The sequence below is a fragment of the Pseudanabaena biceps PCC 7429 genome (assembly GCF_000332215.1).
Lineage (GTDB): Bacteria > Cyanobacteriota > Cyanobacteriia > Pseudanabaenales > Pseudanabaenaceae > Pseudanabaena > Pseudanabaena biceps.
Genome location: NZ_ALWB01000088.1, coordinates 1 through 21,296, shown reverse-complemented (window position 1 = coordinate 21,296; position 21,296 = coordinate 1). Strand labels below are relative to the sequence as shown.

Below are 21,296 nucleotides of genomic sequence, written 5' to 3'. Positions count from 1 at the left end.
AAGGCGGCGCTTCGCGCCGCCTTCTTATTTGCAGTTTTAACTTACTTTAGATACTTGTAAAAGCTTGTGATACTCAGCTTCCGAGGCGAGATCGAGGGAGCTTTCTACCCGATCTAAAAAGACCTTGCCTTCTAAATGATCGTATTCATGTTGAAATATTCGAGCCACAAAATCCGTCAATTTAGCAACTTGCCGATCGCCATATCGATCCGTATAGGCAACTTCAATTTCACGGTAGCGAGGGACTAGCCCACGAATCATTGGTACGGACAAACAACCTTCCCATCCTTTTTCAGTTTCCTCTGAATGCGAGATGATTTGGGGATTGATCATGGCTGTTGGTTCCATTTGGGGAGCATGAGGATAGCGTTGATTGGGATGGGAAGCCACAATTAATAATTGGAGTGATTTTCCGATTTGCGGAGCTGCCAAGCCAACACCTCTACTTTCTTTGAGAGTAACTAGCATGGCATCAATTAGCTGTTGGATCTCGCGATCGCTCACATCAGCGATCGGTTGAGCGATTTGCCTCAAGATTGGATTACCAATCTGGTAAACCGATTGCTTAGGATTTTCTTGAGTAAATAAATGAGTAAATAAAGTAAATATCTGATTAAGGGGTTTATTAAATTTTTTGGTAAGTGTTTGATTAATCAATTTAATTGGCTGGGTAAACATAGGTAAATTACTTTAGATGAATTATTTAGATGAATTATTTAGATGAATTAAGTAGTTCGGCATAATTAAAAACTAAAACCAGAGAGCATACCGCCCGCGTAGCGGGCGGTATGCTCTTCTGGATTTTAAGTTTACTTATACCTAGCTACTTACTTGGATACATTAACTGAAAATCTATCTCTATAATAGTCTCCCTATAGAAAACATGGCTGTCGCCAGAAACTCAAGAAGAGAAGGTTAACGCTCAGCGTCAACCTTCTCTTCTTGAGTTTTGATTTTGTCCTAACGCAAATGGCGATAGCTAACAGCTATATCATTAAGGGCGCTATGCTTTAGGATTTGCTTCGTAGGCGAGAATATCGATCAAGGCATCAGCTTCAGTGACAGCTAAACGTGCTTTCTGATACTCATCTTCAAACTTAGCATTAGCCGTTGTGAGTCCTTGCATGATCATAATCGCAAAATATTCGCGTTTTGTCATTCCTTCGACAAGGCTATCAGTATCTCGGTTATAACCAACAGGAAATGCGCTATCACTGCGTCTAGTGGACATATGTTGTTTTCCTAACAAAATATCAAGGCATATTTTAGCATCTTAGGAAAGTAGTTCAGGGAATTTACGAGCTAACTCAGCGATCGCAGGGCAAATTGGCGCATTTTCAGTGCGGTTCTCTAGAGTATTCCAACTGAAAGGGGCGGCTTTAGACGCTGAAAGCCATAGCAATTTCTTGGCACGGGTCATGCCAACGTAAAGTAACCGAAACTCCTCAGCCTGTTTGAGGTAGTTATATTGTGCCCAAGCTTCTTCAGCGTTAGGAAGGCGATCGCCGTGAACGATCGCCCGAATCTGGGCTCGCGTTACTTCGGGCAAGCCGAAATCCCCTAAAAATTTAACCGCTTCAGGAATATAGGCTTCTCCAGGACAAATGCGTTTATGGAGAAAGGGCATGAAAACTACATCCCAGTCTAAACCCTTGGACTTGTGCAAACTAATAATCGTTACCTGTCCGCCTGCCATGTAACGTCCTTCTAAATTCTCATCTTCAACAGCTTCAAAACTCTCCGATTCCACAATTTCGCGGAGGGCTTCAATTATGGTTTGCATTGAGTAATTGCCGACGAGTTGCTGGTTGAGGCGATCGCCTAATTTATCCGCCGTTGCTAATAGCCCTGCCTCTTCGTCGTAGAGGGTGAAGGCAATAAAGGGAATCAGGTTGTACAGGGGGAGCGTTATTTTGGCACGGAGCAGCCCGATACATTTGGATTGAGTCTCTTGCGCGAGGGGGGATAGGCTCGGATCGAGGAGGGTGGGATAGAGAAATTTTTCGGGATTGCTGGCAAGCGCATTAAGATCCTGCTGCGATGAGATTTTTTGGCGATCTTTGAGAACTTCTAAGGCTGACTTGAGATTGTCAGGGGAATGGGGGCGCTCCATAAATTGCAAAATTGCCAACATATCCATCGGCACACGCGAACGGCGATCGCTTTGTTCCACATCATAGATTTTTATGTCATGCTCCTTGCTCAGCCATGCCAAGGCATCCGCCACAAATCGCCCCTGATTATGTTGGCGCACCAAAATCGCCATACTGGTTTGGGGATCTAGGGCATATAGTTGCAGAATGCGATCGCCAATCATTTCTATTTCCCGCTCGATATCATCGGGAGTATAAATCTCTACACCCTTGCCAATGGGTTCGGGATTGGCATTTGCTTGAGGGTCGTCAGCATCGACGGGGCGGATTTTTTGAGGGCGGAAGGGCTTCTCGATTCGAGCATATTCGGAATGATTGACCCAATGTAGGACGTAATTTGCGGCGCGCATTATATTGCTAGTACTGCGCCCCGCCCGATCAAGGGTGGAGAGTTGGGAATTAAGGTGACAGCGATCGCAAAACTCATTAAAAAAACGCGGATCGGCGGGCGTAAAGGTAGAATTAATCGCTTGATTGGGATCCCCAACTCGCATGAGGTTTTTAACCTCTGCTCCCTCCGATGAAAAGGGCGGTTGGGCGAGGGAATGCTGCGCCAGAATCTCTAATAACTTAGTCTGTAATGGAGAAGAGTCTTGAGCTTCATCTTCAAATACCGCAAAAATCCTTTCTTGCCAATATTTACGAACGCCATCATTTCTTAATACTCGCAATGCCCCCAAAATCATATCGTCATAGTCGATCGCTCCTTCCTGTCGCAGTAGTCGCTCGTAGGTTTCATAAAGTCCCGCCGCAATTTCTAAAATATTCCCTCCATCAGGGGCTTCGGCATCGCGCAGTTCCCATGGACTCAAGCCAGAGCTTTTTGCGGTAGCGATCGCTTCTCTCGCTAAGCTCGGCAATACATCGGTGCGCAATACGGTTTGTCGGCGCAAACGTTCGGTATCCTCACCATCAAAGTTTCTACCTTCGAGAAGTAGATCGTATAGTTTAGGATTCTCTTTCACCCAGAGATAGGTGGCATTGCGAATTAGCTTCTGTTTGAGCGATTCGGAAATAATTTTGGTTTCTCCCACGCCAAATCCCGATAGTTCGCGATGGGTACTGGCAATGTTATAGGCTAAGCTATGGAGAGTACTGACCGTAAAAGCACTCTGGGGTAAGCGAAGATTTTTTAAATGCTCGGATACTTTTTTGCGAATATTGCTGACAGCCGAGCGCGTAAAGGTAACGATTACTAGTTGCTTGTGTCGATGGAGTTGCAACTTAGCGATCGCGATCGCCGCTGCAACTGCCATTCCCGTCGATTTGCCTGCGCCTGGTACTGCGGATACAGCCAACTCTCCCCCCTGCCAGTCTGCCATTGGTTGTTGCCCTTTACGGAGAGTTTGGCGCAATTCATGAAGAACTTCAGGGGAAACCATAGGGAATTTATCACAGGAAATTAATTAAGTAGCTAGGCATAAGTAAACTTAAAATCCAGAAGAGCATACCGCCCGCACAGCGGGCGGTATGCTCTCTGGTTTTGGTTTTTAATTATGCCGAACTACTTAGTATTTTACTTAGTATTTTATAGCTGTCGCCAGTCATATTAAGACAAAATCAAAAAAACAAAGAGAGATATGGCGCAAAGCGCCATATCTCTCTTTGGATACAAGAGCCAACTGCCCTTGAAAATTTATGGTATTTCGCTTGCAATAGAAATCCTACAGCAATTATCGATCAAACGAACCACAAGGAAACTTTTGAAAGCGTTGCAAAGCAACGCTTTCAAAAGTTTCCTTGGTTTGGGTTTGAGCGCAAAGCGCTGTAAATGAGTTGAGAGCGGTTTCGACTTCGCTCATCTATCAGGATACTCTGGCTGAGCGAAGTCGAAGCCTTATTTTTCTCACCAATGATTTAGGACTGCTATATGATGATTAATAAGTAGCTAAGCATAAGTAAACTTAAAACCTAGAAGAGCGTACCGCCCGCTTAGCGGGCGGTACGCTCTCTGGTTATGATTTTTCATTGTGCTGAACTACTTAGCTAACTGGAAAAAATTAAAAACGAATAATAAGGTCTATGTCATCAGCGCTTAGTGTAGAAAAATTAGTCTCCGATGCCAAAGATACCGCTACCAAGCTAGGGATTAAAAAATTTGATATTTACGGTGCGATCGTTGATGAAACCAGTGCCGAAGTTGATAGCGGCGAGCCAAAACAAGTATCGGCATCTAATCGCGCTAGTGTCACCGTGAGGGTTTGGAATGAGGAAGGGACGGTTGGTGTTACTTCCACCACTAATACCGATCGCGTGGGATTAGAACTTGCCCTCCAAAGCGCCCATGAAGCGAGTTTTTTTGGGGCTAAGGAAAATATTCCCGATTTTAGTCCCGAAGCGATCGCGATTCTCCCTCAAGCATCTCAAACTGCATCTCAAACTGCCCCCCCAACCACATCTCAAGCTGCGATCGAACTGCTTGTCGCCAGCCTTTTAGATGCCGAGAAAGAATTATTAGCAAAACATAGGGCGATCGCGGGAGTTCCCTATAATGGTCTATCACAACGCGATATCAGCCGATTCTATCTTAATAGCGATGGCGCAATGCGGAACGAAAGTAGTTCCTATAGTTCCATTTATCTTTATACCAAAACTGAAGAAGAAGACAGAAAACCTCGCAGTGCTGGGGCTTATCGCGTGAGTCGTGATTTTGCTAGTTTAGATGTCAAGGGTTGTATTGAAGAAACTGCGGAAAAAACCATCAGTCATTTGAATTATGACAAAATTAAATCTGGTAAGTACTTAGTCGTATTTTCTCCTGAAGCCTTTTTAAGTTTAATTAGTGCCTTTTCGAGTCTCTTTAATGCCCAGAGCATTCTTGATAAAAACAGTCTCTCTAACCCCGATTCAATTGGTACTCAGATCGCTTCGCCCTTACTAAATGTGAGCGATGACGAACTGCATATAGGTAATGTTGGCGCATCAACCTTTGATGGCGAGGGAACGCCAACTCGCCGCACACCCTTAATTACTGATGGTGTTTTAGTTAACTTTTTGCATAGCTCGGTCACGGCAAAGCGCCTGAATGCCAAGCCGACGGGCAATGGTAGCGTGGGGGCGAAGGTTTCTGTAAGCCCTAACTTTTTTCATGTAGAGCGCAGTAATACAGCTAATGAGACAAATGAGACAATTTATGACTTAGAAAAGGTGGATAATGTTATTTGGATTGACGAACTTCAAGCACTTCATGCAGGAGTACAGGCATCACAGGGTTCTTTTTCTTTGCCTTTTGATGGTTGGTTGTTAAATAAAGGCGATCGCATCAGTATTGAGTCCGCCACTGTAGCAGGTGATATCTTGGAATTACTCAAGGCGATCGTTTATGTTGAACCAGAGGTAAAGATTACTCCTTCAGGGGTTGCACCCAAAATTTGGGTAGAGGGGCTGTCAATCACTGGCGAAGCATAGATAAATGGGTCGCTTTTTGACCCATTTATCTATCTACTCCCTTCCCAGTAAATAATCAGGAGTGCGCGGCGAAGCCGTGCACTCCTGATTATTTACTGGTAGGTAGATAAACGGGCTTTGAGAAAGGGTTTGCGTAGCAAACCCTTTCTCAAACACCAAAAGTAAAAGCCTTGCTTAGCAAGGCTTTTACTTTTGGTGTTTTAAAATTTGCCAGCTTAACCCGAATTGACGTTAATTATTTAATTTATAATGCCTATTTTTTAGCATTGTAAAAATTAACATTTGTCATCTGGGCCCCCTCAAAAAGAGCATCCTGCATATTTGCCCAACTTAAATTAGCCCCACGTAAATCTGCCCCACGCAGATCAGCATTGCGCAAATCTGCTCCCTTAAGATTGGCATAGCGCAAATTGGCGCGATGAAGATCGGCACTGTTTAAATTGGAGTAGCTCAGATCTGCCCCAGTGAGATTAGCACGGCAGAGCTTAGAATTGGCAAAGTTAGCTTTACTCATTAAGGCGTGGCTAAAGTCAATCTTGTGCAGATCGATCGCCTGTAAATCAGCACCTACGAGATCGATATTAGAAAATACTTTTCGCCCCGCTCGATAGACTTGTAAAAATTCTTTAGCATCCATTAATTGACTAGCCTAGGCAAAATTCTATTAGTTATTGTACAGACAAATTTTTAAAAGCTTTGTCAAGCGAGGCTTTTATAGTACCTTTAGCTTAAAGTTATAGCTATAGTTACTCAAGACCCAATAGAGAGTTGCGGCGCAAAGCGCCGCAACTCTCTATTGGGTTTGATTTTTGTCCTAACATTACTGAATATAGCTATAAAACAAAAGCGAGAAACTGAGTTTTTGCTAAAAATATGGTAATGTAATGAGTTTAACAAAAATTCTTTGATTCTGTGGATGGCTAGCGGTTATAAAAATTTGTCCCGTAATACCTAACCCTCAAAAGAGTCTAGATCTAGTGCTGCTGAGCCACCTTTTTCTAACTCCACCAGCATTTGTCCTAATTGCCGCCAAACAAGGAGAGCAATGCCTAACGTAATGGGAATGGCGACGATATAGCCGAAAAGCGTCGGAAACCCAAATACTTCTAGTCCCGTGGACATAAATACGGCGATACTAATGGTCATGCCGAGATAGGGCACTTTGATGCTGGCACTTTTTAGCTCTAGCATGGTGCGCGAAGATTTGCTTTTAGACCAAATATTGACAAGATTGCGCAAAGTTACTTCAAAGGAGCGTCCACAGGCAATTCCTGCCATGAGAGAAATAGCAAATAAAAAATAGGGAGGATCGGAAGGAAAATAGTAATTCACAGGTATATAAACTTTTGAGTATGTAGTTATATTACTCCCTTCCCAGTGAATAAATTAGTGGTGTGGGGTGAAGCCATGCGCCACTAATTTCGATACTTTATGACGTTATACCAAAGCTCAAAATGGCTACGCCATTTTGAGCTTTGAAAACCCTCTTAAAACCTAGAAGAGCGTACCGCCCGCTAAGTGGGCGGTACGCTCTCAACTGCTTAGTCCGAGAGCGGATAGTTGGGCTTGGGCTTTTTGCAGAGATTCGCGCCATTCTCGATCGCTCATACTATCAGCGACGATCCCTGCGCCGACCTGTCCCCAAATGTGATCGTTAGTTTTGAGCAAAGTCCGAATCAGAATATTCAGATCCATATTGCCCCGTCGATCGATATAGCCACAGGAACCATAAAATAAACTGCGGCGTTGGGGTTCTAATTTCTCGATAATTTCCATACAACGTATTTTCGGACAGCCCGTAATTGTCCCCCCAGGAAAAGTAGCGCGGATCAGATCGACTAAAGTGCGATCGCTTCGCAATTTACCCACCACGTTACTAACAAGATGCATCACATGGCTATAGTGCTCGATCGCCAGCAACTCGTTCACTTTAATAGTCCCTGCTTCGCAGACCCTTCCGAGGTCGTTACGTTCGAGATCGACGAGCATGATATGTTCGGCCTGTTCTTTGGTACAAGCAAGTAATTCGCGTTCAAACTCCTGATCTTGCTGCTCGGTTTTGCCGCGCGGTCTTGTCCCCGCAATGGGGCGAGTTTCGGCATGGCGATCGCGTAAACTGACTAGCCGTTCGGGGGAAACGCTGATCACTTCACCCCAAGGTGTGCGCCAATAACTGGCAAAAGGAGAAGGGTTGATCTTTTGTAAATGTCGGTATAGTTGCCATCCATCGGCTTGCCAAGGATGACCAAATCGCATTGAGAGATTAGCCTGAAAAATATCTCCCGCATAAATATGCTCTTTGACTTTGTCCACCATCATCTCATAGCCTTGCTGGGAGGGCGAATAGGAAGGCTGAGCCCCAAGGATCGATGCGGTTGACTGGAACGACAAAGAATTAGCTGGGGATTTTATCTGGGAAACTCGATGACTGAAGCGATCGCTTAGCTCATTTAATTCTTGGCGATTGCTAGCGGCGATCCAGACTTCCTGCGTCTGATGATCCATGACTGCAAAACTAGATGGCTCATACCAAAATGCGATCGGAAAAGGTAAGGTATCGGTTTTGGTATAGGGTAAGTGCTCGATCTCCCAAGCGAGATCATAACCTAACCAGCCCAGATAGCCCCCCGTAAATGGTAAATGCTGTGGGAGTTGATCGATGTGGGAATTCTGAGCAGAAGCGACTAATTGCGATCGCAATTTTTCTAGACAGGGTAAAATTTCCCCAACTTCGGGAGTCCAAAAGCGTAGGGGTTTACCTGCGGCAATGGAATAGCGGGCTAGTTTTGAAGGGACTGCGGCGGGGCTTTCCAGCAAAACCGTTACAGGATCATGCGCATAGAGCGATTCCCATAAATCTGCGCCTGTCATTTCTGTGGGTAGCGATCGCTGAAGCCACACCCAATCGGTCATAGAAGATTTTATAAGGTACGGTTTTATTAAACCGCAATTTGGTCAACTGATATAACGCAAAAGACGAGTGACGGTGCTGCGCACCGCCACTCGTCTTTTGTGAGAACACCAAAAGCTACATCTATAAAAATTGCCAAAATTGCCAAAATTGCCGTTTCATAGTCACGGTAGGATAGAGAAATCGGGAAATATATCAAACGATCCGAACCACAAAACTACCAACAGCCCCACGGGTAATAAACAACTATGAACCGCAGCTTATTTATTGGAATTCTTGCCGTAATTGGATTAATGGTACTTGCAAGTTCCCTGCCAAATAGGTTTTATGGCGCTAATGATCGCAAGTTTATCGTCATCACTATCATTACCTGTATCGTTTCCGCGCTTGGTTTAGCTGTATTTTTTAGCGTTCCTTTCCTAACCCATTAACACCTGTTATTTGATAAAATTTTGATGAAATTCTCAATATTTTGCCATGGTGGGATCGACGATATAGGCATAGGCATCAATGCCACCATCGATATTTTTGACATTGGTAAAGCCCCGCTCGATCAGCCATTGACACATTTGCGCCGATCGCATCCCGTGATGGCACAAGACTAGGGTTTCTGCGTGGGGATCGAATTTTTCCTTGAAATCAGCAGCCCATTCCTCATATTCGCTTAGGGGTAAGATCGTAAAATCAGCGATCGCGGCGATTTCCACCTCATGCCGTTCGCGCACATCAATCAGTTGCAAATCTTGATGCTCTCCAGCCAAACGTTCGGCTAGCTCTTGGACGGTAATTTGTATGATAGACATACTGACAAAATATCTCTTAGGTATGAGTTAAAAACCTAACACAAGTCCCGCTTTTAGTTCAAACTTTAGATGATAGAGCTTTAGCTTTCACAATAAGTTAAATGATTGGAAAAGAGTCCTGCCAAGCAAGATGATTGTCCAATTATTGATTTACCAATGATTTACCCATAAATTTATTTGTCTAGACCAATGAGCCAGCCCATTGAAGAATTGTTGAGAGATCTCAAAAGTGCCGATGAGGAGATACGCGAGCGAGCCACTCAGGGGTTATGGGAAATGTGGTTTATGCAGAAGGGGATGCAGGGATTACAGGTATTGCGTCAGAGCCAAATGATGGCGGATAGTGGCAATATCAGACAGGCGGAGTTAATGCTCACCCAATTAATTCTTTCCCAGCCAGATTTTGTTGAGGCATGGAACCGACGGGCAGTTTTATTTTATATGCAAGGCGATTACAAGCGATCGATCAAAGATTGTCTGAAAGCGATTTCGCTCAATCCCTATCACTTTGGGGCGATTCACGGTCTGGGGTTATGCTATGCCGCGATCGGCAACTATAGCGAAGCGATCGCCACTTTCCATAGAGCTTTGGAAATTCAACCTTTCTCCCTCACCAACCAAAAGTTGATTCTCGAATGTACGGCTATGTTGAATTAATACCAATTCACAAAAGTGTTGTCACACTTTCGTGAATTGGTATAAAACCCCAAAGAGAGTTGCCGCGCGGAGCGCGGCAACTCTCTTTGGGGGGTTATGTCCAAACCAGATCGAATCAAAAGATTAAAGCAATCGCAAAAACTTTTTCTTCCCGACTTGCAATACCTTTCCCGATAACTCGCTCGCTTCAGCAAAGGTGCGATCGCCTAATTTCTCGCCATCTAGTTTAACCGCGCCATTCTCGATCTGGCTTTGGGCTTCGCTATTGCTTTTGCAAAGTCCCGCCGCTTTGACTAAATAGCGCAAGGGAGCGGGGAAATTAATTTGAGAAAGGTCGAATTCGGGGATATCGCCTAGATCGGCGGTATTCCCTGCGAGGACAATTTGCTCGGCATCCTGTTGGGCTTGAAGGGCGGCTTCGGGGCTGTGGTATTGACCGACGATCGCTAAAGCTAGTTGTTTTTGCTTTTCGCGAGGATTTTGGGGTAGGGTGGCTAGATCGATATCTGTCAGTAACTCAAAATATTTGTCAACTAAGGCATCGGGGACTTTTTCGAGTTTGGAATACATACTCAATGGCTCGTCGGTGAGTCCGACGTAGTTGCCGAGGGATTTAGACATCTTTTGTACGCCATCTAAACCTACTAACAAAGGTAGCAACAAGCCAAATTGGGCTGGTTGACCTTGTCGATTTTTATCCTTTAGTTGTAGATCCCGACCGACGAGAATATTAAATTTTTGATCGGTTCCGCCTAGTTCTACATCGGCATCGATCGCGACAGAGTCGTAGCCCTGTAATAGGGGATAGAGAAATTCATGCAAATAGATCGGTGTGCCCTTTTCATAGCGATCGCTAAATCCCTCCTTCGCCAGCATTTGCCCCACGGTCATACTGGCTTGCAGGGTAATGATTTGCTGTAAATCCAGTTTGTTGAGCCATTCCCCGTTACGGCGTAACTCAAAGCGATCGCTAGAAAAATCCAGAATTTTCTTAGCTTGCTCTAAGTAGGTTTCGGCATTGTAGGCAACTTCTTCAGGAGTGAGCCTCGGTCTGGCTTCCGACCGTCCCGTCGGATCGCCGATCTGCGCTGTGAAGTCGCCGATGATTAATACTGCTTTATGTCCTGCATCTTGGAATTGGCGGAGTTTCCGTAAAGCGACCGTATGCCCTAAATGTAAGTCGGGGCGGGTGGGATCAATGCCGAGTTTGATGCGCAGGGGGCGATCGCTCTTTTGAATGCGATCTCCTAAATTGTCAGTTTCGCTATCTGGGAATATTTCGACAACACCACGTTCTAGAAGGGTTGTTAAATTAGTTAGGTTTGAGCTTTGAGACATTCTAAAAAGGCTATTTAAATATTTTACGAGCGATAAGTAGCTGGGCATAATTAAAACCCAGAACCAAAAGCTGTAGGGTACGCTGCGCGTGGGCTACAGCTTTTGAGGTCTTATATTTAATTGCGCCTAGATACCTAATGTGGAGAAATCACAAGATCTAGATAATACTATGCTTGACTAGCTAGTCATAATTAATTACAGATCCAAATCTGTTCCAAACCTGTAAAGTTTCGTCCCGCAGGGACGAAACTTTACAGGTTTCCGTAATTTATTTTGCACAAGTACCTATACCAAAGCTCAAAATGGCGTAGCCATTTTGAGCTTTGAAAACCATTACTGGGTTTGGTTTTTAATTCACGAAAGTGTTGTCACACTTTCGTAAATTGGTATTATGTGGATAGATGATTATCGGCGTTGGGATTTGATTTTGTCCTAATGCAAGTGGTTAAAGCCCTATAGCAATCCTAAATGGTTTGTGGAAGCACACCCCGAAGGGGTGCGCTTCCACAAACCCAAAAATCTACAAATGATTAGGATAGCTATTCATGAATTTTTGAGGCTTAAAACAAGCCTACCCATGCCGACCATAGACGATCGCCTAATATTATTGCTTTGGTAGATATTCTGGAGAAATTTGCTTGATCTTGAGCAATAGGACTGTTAACTTCCCCCAGATAGGCGGCGGCGATCGCTCCTGACTGGATGGTAACTTGGAGCTGATTAGGTTGTGGATGTCTTTGGGCGCGAGTAGTCACTATGCGCCAACTATGATGGGTACTCAAAAAGTAGTACAAACTACTGGCGATCGCATCTGATAGACCGTTTTCTCGATGGGATGCGATCGTACTTGCGCCACACTCTACAAATTGCTGCACGAGTTGTAGCTGAGCTAGACATTGCTGTTGCGATTGAGGGGTACGGCTTAACGCGATCCTTGGTTGAAAATCATCACAGATATGGTTAATAAGCAATCGGGGGTGTAATTCACCCAGACAGGCTAAGGCGATGACGTAGGCTAATACTAATTCTTGAATATCGGCTTTGCTATGGGATTGTAATGCTAATAGACGTGATCGCATTTCCTGTAGATCCTGATGCCAATAGGCTCCAATGCCGATCGCAGCTATAGTTAAATCTATTTGAGTTAAATCTATTTTTTCGGTTTGGTCGTTTTGTTTGGTCGTTTTGAGCGCGTTGAGGTTGTCATTAATTATTAGTTCAACTATGGGTTCTAGGCGATCGGGCAAATTGGGTGGGGCAGTAAGCAAAATACTTGTAAAAATAGCTCGAAATCGACTTTTTACAGATCTCGGTGTTAGCAACATAAGCTCCATAGATGTTTGTTGTCAGTATAAAACCTCCCAATAAAACATCCCAATAAAACATCCCCAAAATATTGCTTTCTATAACAACGTAAGAGAAAACCCCAAGGACGAGTGGCGACGCGAAGCGTCGCCACTCGTCTTTGGGGTTTTATGTCCTAAGCAAACCTTACGTTGCTACATTCTTTATCTAGTTTCCCCATCTCGCAAGGTTTTGAAACGGACTTTGAGAAAGGGTTTGCATAGCAAACCCTTTCTCAAAGCCCAAAATTAAAAGTTACTTAGCTAATCTACAGAAAGTAAATTAGGGTCGCGATCGCTAGTAAAAGCAACAAAACATAAATTGCCAATCTTCCCCATACAGCTATAAACAAACATAGTAAATTCCAAAAAGTAACCCTTGCCGTCCCATTCCACTTGGGACGAAATCGACTAATTTCGGATTTTTCATACGCATCAATCCGATCCATCTCTAAAACCTTGTAATGTAGTCTGCCAAAGGGATGCAAAATCCTAAACTGCTGATAACGATGGTGGTCATTTTTCCATCGATTGCGGAGATTTTTAGTTTTGCCAACATACAAAACAATCCACAGTGCGGTGATGTAATAAACTCCTGCATGTTTGGGTAACTCCTTAAGCTTTTTGATGGACTTAGATGGCAACCAAAAAATGCGCAGCCAGTCAGACATAGGTGATTTACTATCCTAAAGTGCTTATTCCTAGATATTTTGCTACTTTTATGCGATCGCTATCGAAGTTGAGCTATAAATAAACTGTTTTGGTTAAGTAATCTAAATTGTCTAGTTAGGTTTTGCTTATATGTCAGATTTTAATCGCGGCATCATGAAGTTTGAAAATGCCGACAGCCCCCTATCAATCATGCTATCTAGCATTGTCGTTTTGAGCGCGATCGGTTTCCTCCTCTGGTGGGGATTTCAGACCGCCTACGTCTAAACTTACGTTTAACTAAGAAAAAGCGGTGCAATGCGCCGCTTTTTCTTTGCGATTATTTTTTGCGATTATTTATGGTTTTGCTTGGTAAGTAAGTGGGCTTAATTAAATATAAAACCCTAAAACCTGCGGCGCAGCGTGCGCCGCAGGTTTTAGCTCTGGATTTTAATTATGCTGAGTTCGGGATAATTGGAAATGGGCTTTGAGAAAGGGTTTGCGTAGCAAACCCTTTCTCAAAGCCCAAAAGTAAAAGCCTTGCATTGTTTAGAGAATATTGTTTAGAGAATATTGTTTAGAGAATATATAGAAGTAGAAACAAAACAATCCAGACAATGTCCACGAAGTGCCAGTATACCGAAGCTGCCTCAATACCGAAATGACTGGTGCTACTGTAATGCCCAGTTTTGAGCGATCGCACCAAAACCCCAGCAATTAAAGAAAGCCCAATAATTACGTGAAATCCGTGAAAGCCCGTTAGCACGTAAAAAGTACTCGCAAATAGATTGGTAGTTAGCCCAAACTCTAGATGCTGATATTCATAGATCTGGCCAGCAATAAAAATTGCACCCATCACAAATGTTGCCAGAAACCATAGCTGAGCGGCTTTAACCTTATTTTCTTTAATCGCGCTATCGGCTTGATGAATTACGAAGCTACTGGAAACCAGAATGATCGTGTTAATTCCTGGCAATAGAAGTTCGAGTTCTGGTGTACCCTCAGGCGGCCATGATGTGGCGACGGATCGGAAAGTTAAATAGGCTGCAAATAAACCAAAAAACAACATTCCTTCCGAGATCAGGAAAACAATCAAGCCAAAAACCCGTAAATCTGGATGTTCGGCATGGGCTTCGGCTTCATGGGCATGGTCTGCATCTGCTGTGATGGCTGTATTAGGAGCGATCGATCCTTGCATAGATTAATGGTTGGATAAATGAATAAGTAGGGCTTTGTTTTTTCATTCTGCCTTAGGCAAAATGAAAAACGCTATATGTGAAATTTGATGGTTCAGCTAAGGGCTAAGCTATAGACTGAGCGGCTTCGATCGCTTCTTGGCGAGCTTGCTTGTATTCTTCGCCATAGTCATAGGGACCATTCAAGAGAACGGGTTCGCCAACCCAGTTATGGGGAATTGGTGGAGAAGAAGTCGTCCATTCCAGTGTCAAAGCATTCCAAGGATTATCAGGAGCTTGCTCACCTTTAAACCAACTGTAAACGGCATTGATCACGAAAGGTATTGTGGAAATTGCCAGAACAAAAGCGCCAATGGTGCAAATGACATTAATTGGTGCGAATTGGGGATCGTACTGAGCTACCCGACGGGGCATTCCTTGCAAACCGAGAATATGCATCGGACCAAAGGTTAAATGCATCCCAATAAAGGTAAGGACAAAATGCACCTTGCCCCAAAACTCATTCAACATGCGCCCAGTCATTTTCGGGAACCAGTGATAGAGTCCTGCATAAATACCAAATACGCTGCCGCCAAATAAAACGTAATGGAAGTGAGCGACAACAAAATAGGTGTCATGAACGTGAATGTCAATTGGAGTCGAGCCGAGCATAACTCCGCTCAAGCCACCGATCAAGAAGGTGGAGATGAAGCCCATGGCAAATAGCAAAGGACTTTCTAAGCGCAATTTACCGCCCCAGAGCGTAGCTACCCAACTAAATACCTTGATCCCCGTTGGTACTGCAACTAAGAGTGTTGCCACCATAAAGAAGACGCGCAACCAGTCGGGTGTGCCACTGGTAAACATATGGTGCGCCCATACAAATAGCCCCAAAGCACAAATCATCATGCTCGAATAAGCGATCGCTTTGTAGCCAAAAATTGGTTTGCGGCTGTGGGGAGGAAGGACTTCAGAAATGATCCCAAATACGGGCAGCACCATCACATAGACCGCAGGATGGGAATAAAACCAGAATAGATGCTGGTATACGACGGGATCGCCACCACCAGTGGGGTTAAAGAAATTGGTGCCAATCAATAGGTCAAAGCCCAGTAGCACCATGGCTCCTGCCAATACTGGCGTAGCTAAAAGTGCGAGTACCGACGTTGCCATCATTGCCCAGCAGAATAGCGGCATACTAAACAGATCCATTTCTGGCATCCGCATCGCCCAGATCGTAACGATGAAATTTACGGCTGCCAAAATTGATGAAGTTCCCACCAAGATGATGCTCAGAATCCAGATTGCTTGACCAACATGCTCATTGGTCAAAATGCTCAAAGGTGGATAGGCTGTCCAACCCGTAGAAGCGGGACCAAAAAAGAAGCTACTCATTAGCAGTAGTCCCGCAGGAATCGTTAGCCAAAAAGCGATCGCATTTAAACGGGGAAAAGCCATATCCCGCGCCCCGATCATTAAGGGGATCAGGTAATTGCCGAATCCACCCGTTACCGCAGGAACGATCCACAAGAAAATCATTACCGTGCCATGCATGGTAAACAGACTATTGTAAAAAGCGGGATCGACCAGATCGGAGTCGGGTGTGGCAAGTTCAACGCGCACTGCCGAGGCAAGTGCTCCACCGACCAAATAAAATACAAACGAAGTAACGAGATATTGAATGCCGATCACTTTGTGATCGACACTGAATGTAAAGAATTCCCACCAAGGAGTCTTTGGAGGTTCTGCACCCGCGCTCGAAGCTTGGGTTGGACTGAGGGTTTGGGTCATAGAGAATTTGGTTATGAGTGATTGGGTTTTAAGATTTTGGCTTTTAGCTTTTAGCTTTTAGCTTTTAGCTTTTAGCTTTTAGCTTTTGGCTTTTGGCTTTTAGCTTTTGGCTTTTAGCTTTTGGCTTTTAGCTGTTTACTTTTTACTTCTTACTTCTTGGGTTTTACTTCTTGCTCGTTATTTCTTACTTGCCATCTCCATCCCCAAATGCGTTACTTTCCCTGCCAGATATTCGCGATCGGACATATGGGAGGTGGGACGTGAAGCGACGATCGCTTCGGGATCGTTGCTAGCAACTTCCTGTTGCTCTTTTAACCATGCTTGGTAGTCCTCTGGTGTATCAATTACCATCGTGGTGCGCATTCCGCCATGGTAGGAACCACATAATTCTGCACAGACTACGGGGTATTCACCCACAACACGGGGTGTAAACTCTAGAAAAGTTTCCCGACCAGGAATTACATCTTGTTTGATGCGTAATTGGGGAACCCAAAAGGCATGGAGCACGTCAACCGCAGTCATGTTTAAGCGTACTTTTTTGCCTACAGGAACGTGAAGTTCCGCTGTGGCAATTTCATTGGGATAGTTAAAAATCCATGCAAACTGCATTGCACTCACATCGATCGCAACGACATCATCTCCACCCGCTGGCATTGTTCCTGCCATTAATGTGCCATCACTATTAGAGGATGCAAGGGTTGCTTTTGATGCGGGCATACCACCCCTTTCGTGTTTTGCCACGGTTTGATGCATTCCACCATGAGCCATGGCATCAAGATTTTGAGAACCTTGCATGGCGGTATAGACATCAAAACTATAAATGGCTACCCACATCACGATTACGGTGGGGATAGCTGTCCAGACGATCTCAAGGCTTAGATTTTCATGGATTGCTGGTCCATCGGTGTCGTCCCCTTGGCGGCGACGGAATTTAACGATGGAGTAGATCAAAACTCCTTCGACAATCAAGAAAAATCCAAAGGCGATCGCAAGGATCGTGTTAAACAGCCCATCGTACAGAACTGCTTCGTCACCTGCGGCAACTGGTAGCAAACCATTGTTGCGCGCGTACCAGATGCTAGCTGCAAAAACCAGCCCAATGATGACGACCACTGAAATTAAGTTGTTTTTTCTCATGGTTAGGTTGCCCTATCGTGCTGCTCCTATATAGTGGATCTGGGTCAAGTGGAGCTTATTAGCAGCTCATTTTCTAAATAAGGACAGATTGACATATTGTCTATCTTGCATCCATTTCCCAAATACGGGGTATTTGTTTGTAATCTTTTAGCAATTTCTTTGGGATCGCTATTGAATAACCAAAGCCCCAAATATGAAGGGCGGCGCTTCATATTTGGAATTAAAAAACCGAGTCAAAAGCTGTAGCGCACGCGCAGCGTGCGCTACAGCTTTTAGGGTTTTATATTTAATTGCACCTAGATACAAATATGAGTGGCGGCGCTTCGCGCCGCAACCCTAATTATTCACTGGGAAGGGGGTAGCTTCATCCAATATAAATCGAGCTGCGTAAACCCTATAGAACGAGTTAATGGAAATAGTCATGTCAAAGCGAAGTTTTTATGTGTGTTGTTTTGGCTTCGGGAGTCTCGCGATCGCTACATTTTTTCTTAACTCTATTTCTAATGTCACGGCAATCGGGTCTGAGCCAAGGACAAGTCTAGTTTCTACTAATGTTTCTAGCGATCGCGATCAGGGGAAAATGACAGCCGTATTTGCGGGTGGCTGTTTCTGGGGAATGGAAGCGGTATTCGAGCATTTGCAAGGAGTTTCTAACGTGGTTTCTGGCTATTCGGGCGGAACCGCCCAAACTGCAAATTACGAAACTGTTGGTTCGGGTCAAACTGGACATGCGGAATCCATAAAAGTGACCTACGATCCATCTCAAATTTCCTACGAACAACTGCTTCAGATCTACTTTTATGTGGCTCACGACCCCACCCAGCTTAATCGGCAAGGTCCTGATAGCGGCTCGCAATATCGATCAGCAATATTTTTTGCCAATGAGAAACAGAAACAAATTGCTCAAGCCTACATAGATAATCTCAATAAAAGCAAAGCCTTCTCCAAACCGATTGTGACAAAGTTAGAGCCTTTACAGGTTTTTTATGCTGCGGAGGACTACCACCAAGACTTTATTGCCCACAATCCCAACTATCCCTATGTTGTCATTAACGACCTTCCCAAAATCGCGCAGCTCAAAAAACAATTTCCTGAAATGTATAAGTAATACCAAAGCCCAAAAGTAAAAGCCTCGCGTAGCAAGGCTTTTACTTTTGGGCTTTGAGAAAGGATTTGCTACGCAAACCCTTTCTCAAATCTCATGTTAATACCAATTCCCAAAATGGCGTTGCCATTTTGGGAATCTCAAAACCTTACTGGGTTTGGTGTTTAATTCACTGAAGTGTTGTCACACTTTCGTGAATTTGTATAAAAAAGGTGGGTGGCAGCACGAAGCGCCGCCACTCACCTAATATCTACAAATCCCGATGGGTAAAAGCCTTAGCATTTGCCCCTGCATAGGTTGCGACAATATGCCCATCGCCCACTAGCCGATATTTATAGGTAACTAGTCCTTCTAATCCCACAGGTCCGCGAGGTGGCATTTTATTGGTACTAATGCCGACTTCTGCGCCAAAGCCATAGCGGAAGCCATCCGCAAATCTGGTAGAGCAGTTGTGGTACACCCCCGCAGCATCAATATCGCTCGTAAAAATATCGGCGATCGCCAAATCCTCGGTCACGATCGCTTCGGTATGTTTTGAGCCATAGGTGGTAATGTGAGCGATCGCTTCTTCTAGGGAATCGATCATCTTAATGGATAGAATCAAATCACAATATTCCGTTGACCAATCGGACTCAGTAGCAGGACTGACATCGATCATGGCTCGGGTGCGATCACAACCTAGAAGCTTCACGCCACGCTCCTGCAAGGCAGAGGAAACAAGGGGCAGAAACTGAGGGGCGATCGCCTGATTTACCAATAAAGTTTCGATCGCATTGCAAGCCGCAGGATATTGGGTTTTGCTATCTACTGCGATCGCTACGGCTTTGTCCAGATCGGCGGCGGCATCCACATACAAATGACAGACTCCATCGGCATGACCGAGTACGGGAATGTGGGTATTCTCTTGGATATAGCGGACAAATTGATTGGAACCTCTGGGAATAATCAGATCGATTAATTTATCCATCTTTAAGATGGCAAGGGTTTCGGCACGGGTGGTCAATAGTTGCACCACTTGGGGCGATACTCCGCCTTGTTTGGCAAATAATTCTGCTAAGGCTTGATGCATCACCGTAGCGATCGCTTCACAGGAATGTACCGCTTCGCTCCCACCTTTTAGAATTACCCCATTGCCCGACTTAATGCCTAGAGCCGCAATTTGGGTAACCGCATCGGGACGCGCTTCAAAAATTACGCCAATTACGCCCAAAGGACAAGACAATCGCTCTAAAACTAGCCCCGCATCCAGTTCTCGATGAATTTGGCGATCGCCAATGGGATCGGCAAGTCTAATCACATCGCGCACCCCTGCAATCATCCCTCGAATCTTGTTTGCATCTAACTTGAGACGGGCTATCAAGGCGCTCGGTAATTGGTTGGCAGTGGCGGCGGCAAGATCCTTTTGGTTGGCTGCCAATATTATTTCGGCATGTTGTTCTAAGGCTAAGGCGATCGCTTCTAAGGCATCATTTTTAGAAGCCGTCGGCAATTTAGCTAAGGCGATCGCTGCCTTGCGAGTGCTTTGGATTGCCCCTGCAAGATCCTTGAACAGATCTTTTGACAAATCTATAGATACATTCCCAGACACGTTAATCTCTATTGCTTTTGTAGATTATTACTTTTCGTAGATTGAGGTTTTGGCTTAGAGCTTTGCTAAATCGAGACTAAGCAAACTACTAAATGCCCTCCTCCTATCCTATCTCAGTTTGTAAATGAACGAATATCTCCTTCAATGCGACTAATCAAATCGCAATTTGCATATGTTGTCGATCATTGCGGAATTTTATCATTTACAGATCATGAATCAAGAGTTGTTGTTGAGTGCTCAAAATAGTTATATCTTGCTAGTCCTCAAGATATAATTAGAAATGATAATCTAACTATGGATCTTCGATGACTGGAATACATGGAGACAAAAGGTTATCTTGGAATTTCTCAACTTGACCTCGTGCAATTCTAACTACTTGAAATTTATTGCTTAGACTTTCAGGAGCCTCATCATCAAGAATATAGACTAATCCATAGGAACCAGGGGTTTTGCTGGAAATTAGTTCAAGAAGATCAAATAGATCTTTTGCTTCTGATGATGCATGATTAGCACTTCCTGCAATCCACAAAAAATACTGACCATTCATAATCTTCAAATCTGAAATTCTATTTCTATGGTTGAAAGAGGACAAAACATTTTTAATTGTTTGATGCACTTCCCACAATAATGCTTCCTCATTATCAATTTCGCCAGGTGTCATTCGTAACGTAATCCATCCATGATACTCGTACATATTGCTTCTTCATTTTATATCTATAAATTACAGGAACATTGCAACGTTGTGAATACTCATTCAACTTCTCAATGACACTATGTCCTAGAGGAATTCCAAACCCATAACTGATGTTACGTGAAACGAATATCGCTCTCATCCCCAGCCCACTCACCCTTACCTTCTAAAAGTTCTCTTCTCTCACGATGTTGAAGATCGTATTTTTGGAATAGAACTCTCTAATTAATCCATTGGTATATTCGATTAATCTCCGCTTGGAGATTAATCCTGATGAGATTAAAGTAATTTGTTGTATAGGCTTTATAGCAATGCGATCGCAAATAATAAGTTTCAACCTTAAGCGATCCCATTTACAATCACAAAACTTAAAAAGGGGAGCATCTCAATTAGGCACTGAGTAAATATACTTAGGCAAGATTGAGGTTGAGATAAGCGCAACGATGTTTAAGAACTTGGGGAAGATTATCGCGCTTCCACTGAGCACCAGATATTTTGATTCTACGCCCAATTTGCTTGATAGTAGATTCAACAGCACCAGAGCCAAT

19 protein-coding genes and 1 pseudogene are annotated in these 21,296 nt (G+C 44.1%); 4 read left to right on the top strand and 16 right to left on the bottom strand.

Annotated features, from left to right (window positions below; all coding sequences use genetic code 11):
* Positions 1-36: 36 nt before the first annotated feature.
* From def to PSE7429_RS11390, 3 genes are all read right to left on the bottom strand, one after another.
* Positions 37-678 (bottom strand): peptide deformylase, encoded by a 642-nt coding sequence (gene def / locus PSE7429_RS11400; RefSeq protein WP_009627340.1) that lies wholly within the window; start codon positions 676-678, stop codon positions 37-39.
* Between the two features lie 325 nt (positions 679-1,003).
* Positions 1,004-1,231, bottom strand: a complete 228-nt coding sequence (locus PSE7429_RS11395; protein ID WP_009627339.1) for a hypothetical protein — start codon at positions 1,229-1,231, stop codon at positions 1,004-1,006.
* 42 nt (positions 1,232-1,273) lie between these two features.
* On the bottom strand, positions 1,274-3,535 hold the full coding sequence (locus tag PSE7429_RS11390) for an ATP-dependent helicase (protein WP_009627338.1): 2,262 nt from the start codon (positions 3,533-3,535) through the stop codon (positions 1,274-1,276).
* A gap of 640 nt (positions 3,536-4,175) precedes the next feature.
* Here PSE7429_RS11390 and PSE7429_RS11385 point away from each other — a divergent pair.
* Positions 4,176-5,561, top strand: coding sequence for a TldD/PmbA family protein (locus PSE7429_RS11385; protein WP_009627337.1), 1,386 nt, complete (start codon positions 4,176-4,178; stop codon positions 5,559-5,561).
* Positions 5,562-5,814: 253 nt separating this feature from the next.
* On the opposite strand, the gene PSE7429_RS11380 is transcribed toward PSE7429_RS11385, so the two are convergent.
* The 4 genes from PSE7429_RS11380 to PSE7429_RS11360 form a co-directional block, all read right to left on the bottom strand.
* Positions 5,815-6,198, bottom strand: coding sequence for a pentapeptide repeat-containing protein (locus PSE7429_RS11380; protein WP_009627336.1), 384 nt, complete (start codon positions 6,196-6,198; stop codon positions 5,815-5,817).
* Positions 6,199-6,512: 314 nt separating this feature from the next.
* A complete protein-coding gene (locus tag PSE7429_RS11375) occupies positions 6,513-6,893 on the bottom strand; it encodes a hypothetical protein (protein ID WP_009627335.1) in 381 nt (126 codons plus the stop codon).
* A gap of 201 nt (positions 6,894-7,094) precedes the next feature.
* Complete coding sequence (locus PSE7429_RS11370) at positions 7,095-8,474, bottom strand: anthranilate synthase component I (protein ID WP_009627334.1); 1,380 nt, start codon at positions 8,472-8,474, stop codon at positions 7,095-7,097.
* 462 nt (positions 8,475-8,936) lie between these two features.
* Positions 8,937-9,275, bottom strand: a complete 339-nt coding sequence (locus PSE7429_RS11360) for a rhodanese-like domain-containing protein (RefSeq protein ID WP_009627332.1) — start codon at positions 9,273-9,275, stop codon at positions 8,937-8,939.
* Between the two features lie 189 nt (positions 9,276-9,464).
* On the opposite strand from PSE7429_RS11360, the gene PSE7429_RS11355 reads away from it, so the two are divergent.
* Positions 9,465-9,932, top strand: coding sequence for a tetratricopeptide repeat protein (locus PSE7429_RS11355; RefSeq protein WP_009627331.1), 468 nt, complete (start codon positions 9,465-9,467; stop codon positions 9,930-9,932).
* 123 nt (positions 9,933-10,055) lie between these two features.
* On the opposite strand, the gene tyrS is transcribed toward PSE7429_RS11355, so the two are convergent.
* The 3 genes from tyrS to PSE7429_RS11340 form a co-directional block, all read right to left on the bottom strand.
* Positions 10,056-11,270 (bottom strand): tyrosine--tRNA ligase, encoded by a 1,215-nt coding sequence (tyrS, locus tag PSE7429_RS11350; protein ID WP_009627330.1) that lies wholly within the window; start codon positions 11,268-11,270, stop codon positions 10,056-10,058.
* 560 nt (positions 11,271-11,830) lie between these two features.
* Positions 11,831-12,595, bottom strand: a complete 765-nt coding sequence (locus tag PSE7429_RS11345; RefSeq protein ID WP_009627329.1) for a hypothetical protein — start codon at positions 12,593-12,595, stop codon at positions 11,831-11,833.
* Positions 12,596-12,882: 287 nt separating this feature from the next.
* Positions 12,883-13,284 carry an excinuclease ABC C subunit domain protein gene (locus tag PSE7429_RS11340; RefSeq protein WP_009627328.1) on the bottom strand — a complete coding sequence of 134 codons (402 nt, stop codon included), beginning with the start codon at positions 13,282-13,284 and terminating at the stop codon, positions 12,883-12,885.
* Between the two features lie 130 nt (positions 13,285-13,414).
* On the opposite strand from PSE7429_RS11340, the gene PSE7429_RS27575 reads away from it, so the two are divergent.
* Positions 13,415-13,549, top strand: a complete 135-nt coding sequence (locus PSE7429_RS27575; RefSeq protein ID WP_009627327.1) for a hypothetical protein — start codon at positions 13,415-13,417, stop codon at positions 13,547-13,549.
* A 289-nt stretch (positions 13,550-13,838) separates the two neighbouring features.
* Here the strand turns inward: PSE7429_RS27575 and PSE7429_RS11330 are convergent, their stop codons facing one another.
* From PSE7429_RS11330 to PSE7429_RS11320, 3 genes are all read right to left on the bottom strand, one after another.
* On the bottom strand, positions 13,839-14,459 hold the full coding sequence (locus PSE7429_RS11330; RefSeq protein WP_009627326.1) for a cytochrome c oxidase subunit 3: 621 nt from the start codon (positions 14,457-14,459) through the stop codon (positions 13,839-13,841).
* A 103-nt stretch (positions 14,460-14,562) separates the two neighbouring features.
* Complete coding sequence (gene ctaD, locus PSE7429_RS11325) at positions 14,563-16,227, bottom strand: cytochrome c oxidase subunit I (protein WP_009627325.1); 1,665 nt, start codon at positions 16,225-16,227, stop codon at positions 14,563-14,565.
* 177 nt (positions 16,228-16,404) lie between these two features.
* Positions 16,405-17,364, bottom strand: coding sequence for a cytochrome c oxidase subunit II (locus PSE7429_RS11320; protein WP_009627324.1), 960 nt, complete (start codon positions 17,362-17,364; stop codon positions 16,405-16,407).
* Positions 17,365-17,785: 421 nt separating this feature from the next.
* Between PSE7429_RS11320 and msrA the strand changes: the two genes are divergently transcribed.
* On the top strand, positions 17,786-18,472 hold the full coding sequence (gene msrA, locus PSE7429_RS11315; protein ID WP_009627323.1) for a peptide-methionine (S)-S-oxide reductase MsrA: 687 nt from the start codon (positions 17,786-17,788) through the stop codon (positions 18,470-18,472).
* Positions 18,473-18,719: 247 nt separating this feature from the next.
* Here the strand turns inward: msrA and PSE7429_RS11310 are convergent, their stop codons facing one another.
* The 3 genes and pseudogenes from PSE7429_RS11310 to PSE7429_RS25625 form a co-directional block, all read right to left on the bottom strand.
* Positions 18,720-20,057 carry a glutamate-5-semialdehyde dehydrogenase gene (locus tag PSE7429_RS11310; RefSeq protein ID WP_009627322.1) on the bottom strand — a complete coding sequence of 446 codons (1,338 nt, stop codon included), beginning with the start codon at positions 20,055-20,057 and terminating at the stop codon, positions 18,720-18,722.
* Between the two features lie 292 nt (positions 20,058-20,349).
* Positions 20,350-20,751 carry an Imm7 family immunity protein gene (locus PSE7429_RS11305; RefSeq protein WP_009627320.1) on the bottom strand — a complete coding sequence of 134 codons (402 nt, stop codon included), beginning with the start codon at positions 20,749-20,751 and terminating at the stop codon, positions 20,350-20,352.
* 407 nt (positions 20,752-21,158) lie between these two features.
* Positions 21,159-21,296 (bottom strand): annotated as a pseudogene (locus tag PSE7429_RS25625) (ISKra4 family transposase); the annotation flags it as partial.

Bases quoted from the DNA above. Each gene is read 5' to 3' on its own strand.
- def (WP_009627340.1), bottom strand. From the start codon at position 678: ATGTTTACCCAGCCAATTAAATTGATTAATCAAACACTTACCAAAAAA.
- PSE7429_RS11395 (WP_009627339.1), bottom strand. From the start codon at position 1,231: ATGTCCACTAGACGCAGTGATAGCGCATTTCCTGTTGGTTATAACCGA.
- PSE7429_RS11390 (WP_009627338.1), bottom strand. From the start codon at position 3,535: ATGGTTTCCCCTGAAGTTCTTCATGAATTGCGCCAAACTCTCCGTAAA.
- PSE7429_RS11385 (WP_009627337.1), top strand. From the start codon at position 4,176: ATGTCATCAGCGCTTAGTGTAGAAAAATTAGTCTCCGATGCCAAAGAT.
- PSE7429_RS11380 (WP_009627336.1), bottom strand. From the start codon at position 6,198: ATGGATGCTAAAGAATTTTTACAAGTCTATCGAGCGGGGCGAAAAGTA.
- PSE7429_RS11370 (WP_009627334.1), bottom strand. From the start codon at position 8,474: ATGACCGATTGGGTGTGGCTTCAGCGATCGCTACCCACAGAAATGACA.
- PSE7429_RS11360 (WP_009627332.1), bottom strand. From the start codon at position 9,275: ATGTCTATCATACAAATTACCGTCCAAGAGCTAGCCGAACGTTTGGCT.
- PSE7429_RS11355 (WP_009627331.1), top strand. From the start codon at position 9,465: ATGAGCCAGCCCATTGAAGAATTGTTGAGAGATCTCAAAAGTGCCGAT.
- tyrS (WP_009627330.1), bottom strand. From the start codon at position 11,270: ATGTCTCAAAGCTCAAACCTAACTAATTTAACAACCCTTCTAGAACGT.
- PSE7429_RS11345 (WP_009627329.1), bottom strand. From the start codon at position 12,595: ATGTTGCTAACACCGAGATCTGTAAAAAGTCGATTTCGAGCTATTTTT.
- PSE7429_RS11340 (WP_009627328.1), bottom strand. From the start codon at position 13,284: ATGTCTGACTGGCTGCGCATTTTTTGGTTGCCATCTAAGTCCATCAAA.
- PSE7429_RS27575 (WP_009627327.1), top strand. From the start codon at position 13,415: ATGTCAGATTTTAATCGCGGCATCATGAAGTTTGAAAATGCCGACAGC.
- PSE7429_RS11330 (WP_009627326.1), bottom strand. From the start codon at position 14,459: ATGCAAGGATCGATCGCTCCTAATACAGCCATCACAGCAGATGCAGAC.
- ctaD (WP_009627325.1), bottom strand. From the start codon at position 16,227: ATGACCCAAACCCTCAGTCCAACCCAAGCTTCGAGCGCGGGTGCAGAA.
- PSE7429_RS11320 (WP_009627324.1), bottom strand. From the start codon at position 17,364: ATGAGAAAAAACAACTTAATTTCAGTGGTCGTCATCATTGGGCTGGTT.
- msrA (WP_009627323.1), top strand. From the start codon at position 17,786: ATGTCAAAGCGAAGTTTTTATGTGTGTTGTTTTGGCTTCGGGAGTCTC.
- PSE7429_RS11305 (WP_009627320.1), bottom strand. From the start codon at position 20,751: ATGTACGAGTATCATGGATGGATTACGTTACGAATGACACCTGGCGAA.